We start from the raw sequence: 5,755 nt of genomic DNA on the forward strand, positions 1-5,755 counted from the left end.
TTCTATCTTGAGTGCTTCCTAATGAACACGTGCAAATAGGGTCCATTTGTCAAATATGCGTTTTCTGGTTCATTTGTGCAAAACTCGAAGCGCTGAAACATGTAATCCCTTCATTCCGAATCGAATTGAATTAACGAATGAAAGTCGTAGCCCTTCAATTTCTTCCGGCCGTCTAAAAAGGTCAATTCGATAAGACAGGCTATTCCGACCACATTCCCACCGCAGCGTTCCACCAGCCGGGTTGTCGCTTCCAGTGTTCCGCCCGTAGCCAACAAATCGTCAATAACCAGCACTCGCTGTCCCGGTAAAATGGCATCCTTGTGAATTTCCAGAGTATCGGTGCCGTATTCAAGGGCGTAGGTTTCGCTGTAGGTTTCCGCCGGCAATTTCCCGGGTTTACGCACGGGAACAAATCCGATTTTCCATTTGTAGGCAAGGGCTCCCCCAAGGATAAATCCACGCGATTCCACGCCAACAACCACGTCCACATTTTTGGAGCCAAAAATGTCGGCCAACCGATTAATTGACTCGTGAAACGCCTCCGGCTCTTTCAGAAGCGTTGTAATATCCTTAAAGCCGATTCCCGGTTTGGGAAAATCAGGCACCGTGCGAATTTTCGATTTCAGGTCCATCTGTCCGCTCTCCATATTAGTACGTAATGTCAAAACTCCGAAATTTTCCCTCAAATGGCAGCCATTCTACATTCACATCCCGAACATCGGCAAAGGGATGCCCCGTCTTTATCTCCTGTAAAAACGACTCGATGAGGCCGCGATCGCCCTCCACACCAATTTCCACGCGCCCGTCCGGGAGGTTGCGAACAAACCCCTTCAGTCCGAATGCATTTGCGGTGCGAAGGACAAAATAGCGAAAGCCTACACCCTGTACCATTCCTCTAACCAAAATTTTTGCGCCCACGCTATTCATCGACAACCCTCCGGAAATGAGTTATTCGCCCATTCGCGGCCACTAAAATATGATTTTACTTTCATCCAAATTGCTTCTGCCATGATTGTTAGATAAGAAATGTGCAACCCTTTATGTCAATCCGGTAGTCAAATCAAACCAAACGACTATTCGGTGTCACACTCAAATTGCCCTCGATTTCATCTCAAGCCAAGAAAGACCGCACCAGTCGAATGGCTTCGTCGGCCGTTTCCGCTTTGTGAATCGCCTCATCCACATTCCAGGTGCGAAGCCCAACAATCGGCTTGCGCAGTTGAAGCGCAAACGCCAGTTCCGACAATGTGCCGTAACTGCCGTCAATGGCAATAATGACCCCGGCCGTACGAACAATGATGCTATTGCGGGCAATGCCCAGACCCGTTACAATGGGAAAATCCACGTAGGGATTGGCTTCTGCCGGGGAATCACCCGGCAAAACTCCAATTACCCATCCGCCGGCTTCTTTTGCTCCCCGGCTGGCCGCCTCCATAACTCCGGTCCGTCCGCCGGTTACCAGAGCAAAACCCGCTTCGGCAATTTTTTGTCCCACTTCTCGGGCCAATTCATAAATTTCCGCGGTGACGGACGATCCGCCAATCACACCAATAATTTTTTGCATGATTTTTTGGCTCGTATCATTTAAAATTCTCAGCCACGAGGACACAAAAACACAAAGAAATCAGGAACTTAAGTTATGAGAATTCCTGAAATCATTCAAAGAGGCCCAATCCGCGCGTACCCTTCGTGTTACTCTGACCTGGCAGCCAAGAATTATTCAGGCTAAGGGTAAATCCGGTGCATCAGCCGCGGGAACGGAATGGTTTCCCGAACATGATCCAACCCGCAGATCCAGGCAACGGTTCGTTCAATGCCCAGTCCAAAACCGCCGTGCGGAACCGAACCGTATTTGCGCAAATCCAGATACCAGTCGAAGGCCTCTTTGGGCAGATTGTGTTTTTCGATTTTTTCTTCCAGTACCTTCAAATCATCCTCGCGCTGGCCCCCGCCGACAATTTCACCGTAACCTTCCGGGGCCAAAACATCCACACAAAGGGCCCGGGAAGCATCTTTCGGATCATTTTTCATATAAAAGGCCTTCACTTCCGACGGATACCGGTGAACCATTACGGGCCGGTCAAAATGGTCTGAAATGATGGTTTCGTCCGCCCCGCCAAAATCATCTCCATAAACAAAATCGGTGCCGGCCTCTTTCAGGATTTTCGCGGCTTCATCATAGTCAATCCTCGGAAAGGGACGCCGAACAGTCTCCAATTTGGAGACATCCCGCTCAATAATTTTGAGCTGTTCCGCGCGATTTTCCAGCACGCGTCCCACAATAAATTCGATTAATTCTTCCGACAAATCCATGATGTCGTTCAGATCGGCGTAAGCCACTTCCGGCTCAACCATCCAGAATTCCGTTAAGTGGCGGCGTGTCTTTGATTTTTCCGCGCGAAATGTCGGGCCAAAGCAGTACACTTTTCCGAATGCCATGGCAGCGGCTTCCATGTAAAGCTGTCCGCTCTGAGTCAGATAAGCCTTATCCCCAAAATAATCGGTTTCAAAAAGGGTGGTTGTTCCTTCACAGGCAGCCGGTGTAAAAATGGGGGCATCCACCAGGGTAAATTTTTTGGAATCAAAATAGTCCCGAATGGCTTTGATAATTTCATGCCGAATTTTCAGGATGGCATTTTGCCGGCGCGAGCGAATCCACAGGTGCCGATGCTCCATCAAAAAGGCGGTGCCATGTTCCTTCGGAGTGATCGGATACTCGTGAGCAATTTGAACCACCTGGATATCCTTAACCCACAATTCATAACCGCCGGGGGCGCGTTTATCCGCATGAACCTGCCCTTTTACAATAATCGAGGACTCCTGTGTAAGCTCTTCATAGAGATCAAAAACCTCCGCCGAAACATCATTTCTGGAGATGACTCCCTGAATGATTCCGGTTCCATCCCGCAAAATCAGAAACCAGATTTTTCCGCTGGAACGTTTGTTGTAAAGCCAGCCATGCAATGTAACGATCTGCCCATCGTAGGCCCCAACATCCTCAACAAATATCCGATCAATTGCCATAAACAACCTTTCCCATTTGAAATTCCAAAATTCGTCCGTATCTAAAGTTAAACGGAATCTCTTCCACAAAATCTACTTTACAAGAATAACCGGTATCTGCGTGTTACGCATCACCTGTTCCGTTGTACTTCCCAAAATAGCTTCTTTGATGCGAGAATGGCCGTAAGCACCCATGATGATTAAATCGAACTGCCCTTCATCACTGAATCGCACAATTTCTTCATCCGGATTTCCTTTTCGCGTTTCAATCTCAACAGGAATACCGTAAGCCGACAAATATTCTTTTCCCTCTTTTGCTATGGATTGCGCCTCTTCAAGATTATTATCCACCGTAAAAACCGTGATAGGCGCTCCGAATTTTGTTCCGAAAAAACCAGCCAGGGGCAGCGCCTTGTTTGAATTCCGGCTCCCGTCGTAAGGAGCCAATATTTTTTTGATTTCCTTGATTTGCTTTGGAGCCACAAAAAGCGGTTTATCACACTGTCGGGAAATGGCCTCCGTTGTGGCCCCCATCATTTTGGTACCCCAACGGGCAAATTCACCGTGTGCGCCCAGCACAATCATGTCCGTTACATTGGCCTTTTCGCAAATCACATCCACAGGTGCTCCTTCAACCTTTTCAACCGTGTAGGACACCCCCACCTGATCCAGAATTTCCTGGCATTTTTTCAGCACGGAATCGGCCTTTTGATTCAACAACTTCCGGGATTCATCCAGATAAACAGAGGACGGAAAAACAGGCGCAAAGCCATCCACACCCATGTAAACCGACCATTCAAAAATCCGAACATCAATAATTGTAATCACACGAAGTTTTGCACCGAATGCCTTCGCCATATTAATGCTGTATTTGAGAACCGAATCGGTGTATTCCGATCCGTCAACGCCGACCAAAATGGATTTGATCATAAACTATCTCCTTTTTCGAACAATTTTGATGACGAACTGAATAAAACACGGGATTGCCGCCTATCCCCAGGTTTCGATTTTTGCTCCCCTCCCCATTAACTCGGTCACTGCCTCTTTGGGAGGTTTATCTTCAAATAGAACCTTGTACACCTGTTCCGTAATAGGTAATTCAACCTTGTAGATTTGAGCCAAATTGTGTGCCGATTTTGTTGTACGCACACCCTCCGCCACCATCACCATTTCATCCAAAACCTGCTGCAGAGTCTTTCCTTTTCCAATCTGTTCACCCAGATAGCGGTTTCGGCTGAGGCGGCTCATACAGGTAACGATTAAGTCGCCCATTCCCGAAAGTCCGGCAAATGTCATGGGGTCTGCCCCCATAGCCGTCCCGAGCCGGGTAATTTCTACAAGGGCGCGTGTCATGAGTGCAGCCTTCGTGTTGTCGCCATACCCCACACCATCGCTAATACCGGCGCCAATTGCAATGATATTTTTCAGCGATCCCCCCAGCTCAACACCGATGAGATCCGAGCTGGCATACACCCGAAAGTTTGGCGTCATAAAAATGCGCTGTACATCCTGTGCTGTTTTCAAATGTTTGGATGCCGCCACGACAGCCGTTGGAATCTGCCGGCCGACTTCTTCGGCATGACTCGGCCCCGACAACGTGGCCATTCGGTCTTCCGGCAAATCCGGGATGCAATCGTGAATCACTTCCGACATCCGCATAAGCGTCCCGTTTTCGATCCCCTTTGCCACATTTACAACAATGGCATTTCCAAAATCAACCTTGCTTAAGCGTGTGGCCACCTCGCGCATAATGTGCGACGGCACCGCCAGAATCAGCACGTCACGATTTTTAACCGATGTCTCAAAATCAGAAATAATCTTTATCTTTTCAGGGATATGAACTCCCGGAAGCATGAGCTTGTTTTCACGCGTTTCCGCCAATTCCTGTGCCACATCCGGCCGAAATTCCCACAGAATAACGTCATCATACTTGGAGGATAACAAGATGGCAATGGCTGTTCCCCAGCTTCCGGCACCCAAAACACTCACTCGAACCGACATCGCGGGTCTCCTTTTGAATGGTTCTCTTTTCTCCCGTAATAAAAATAGGGGATTCGTTCCTGATTTTCAATAAGAAATTTCATCCCGGCCTCCCCGTTCAATTTAATACTAATCAATGGCACCCATTATCCATGCTGTCTCGCCTGCATTTTCAACGGCCGCCTTCACGAAATCGGCATTTTCGGGGGAAACGACCAACACCATCCCAATGCCGAGGTTAAACGCCCGCCGCATGTCGTCTTCCGGCACGTTGCCTAATTTTTGAATCAATTCGAAAATCGGTGGTCTGGGCCAGCTCACCCAATCAATCCGTATTTTGAGCCCGGGAGGAATAATGCGGGAAAGATTTCCGATGATTCCCCCGCCTGTAATGTGGGCAATGCCCTTGATTTTACGGTGTTCGATAAGGGAAGAAACACTATTTAGATAGCATTTATGAACAGCAAGCAGCGCTTCGCCGATAGTTTGACTAAGATCCTCGATAAAGGAATCTACCTTCAGGCCGGAATGATCGAAAAGCACCCTTCGGGCAAGGGTGTACCCGTTTGTGTGAAGTCCGCTGGAGGCCAATCCGATAAGAATATCTCCTTTGGCAATCGTTTTTCCGGTGATAATCTTGTCTTCGTCTACGATTCCAACAATGGTTCCCGCCACATCGTACTCCCCCGGTTGGTAAAGATCGGGCATCTCGGCTGTTTCTCCTCCGATAAGCGCACAATGCGTTTGTTTACACCCCAGCACAAATCCGGAA

General features: G+C 48.4%; 7 protein-coding genes. All 7 read right to left on the minus strand.

The annotated features are described in order from the left end of the window. Window positions 1-110: 110 nt before the first annotated feature. A complete protein-coding gene (locus tag GXO76_00225; protein ID NOY76268.1) occupies window positions 111-632 on the minus strand; it encodes an adenine phosphoribosyltransferase in 522 nt (173 codons plus the stop codon). A gap of 16 nt (window positions 633-648) precedes the next feature. Beyond that, complete coding sequence (locus GXO76_00230) at window positions 649-927, minus strand: acylphosphatase (GenBank protein NOY76269.1); 279 nt, start codon at window positions 925-927, stop codon at window positions 649-651. 184 nt (window positions 928-1,111) lie between these two features. Continuing rightward, a complete protein-coding gene (locus tag GXO76_00235; protein NOY76270.1) occupies window positions 1,112-1,564 on the minus strand; it encodes a TIGR00725 family protein in 453 nt (150 codons plus the stop codon). Between the two features lie 161 nt (window positions 1,565-1,725). Next, window positions 1,726-3,024 carry an asparagine--tRNA ligase gene (asnS, locus tag GXO76_00240; GenBank protein NOY76271.1) on the minus strand — a complete coding sequence of 433 codons (1,299 nt, stop codon included), beginning with the start codon at window positions 3,022-3,024 and terminating at the stop codon, window positions 1,726-1,728. Between the two features lie 72 nt (window positions 3,025-3,096). Further along, window positions 3,097-3,933 carry a universal stress protein gene (locus tag GXO76_00245; protein ID NOY76272.1) on the minus strand — a complete coding sequence of 279 codons (837 nt, stop codon included), beginning with the start codon at window positions 3,931-3,933 and terminating at the stop codon, window positions 3,097-3,099. A 60-nt stretch (window positions 3,934-3,993) separates the two neighbouring features. Next, on the minus strand, window positions 3,994-5,004 hold the full coding sequence (locus tag GXO76_00250; GenBank protein NOY76273.1) for an NAD(P)H-dependent glycerol-3-phosphate dehydrogenase: 1,011 nt from the start codon (window positions 5,002-5,004) through the stop codon (window positions 3,994-3,996). Window positions 5,005-5,112: 108 nt separating this feature from the next. Next, the coding region (gene purM, locus GXO76_00255) for a phosphoribosylformylglycinamidine cyclo-ligase (protein NOY76274.1) at window positions 5,113-5,755 on the minus strand (643 nt) is incomplete at its 5' end.

Source organism: Calditrichota bacterium (assembly GCA_013151735.1).
Lineage (GTDB): Bacteria > Zhuqueibacterota > JdFR-76 > JdFR-76 > BMS3Abin05 > BMS3Abin05.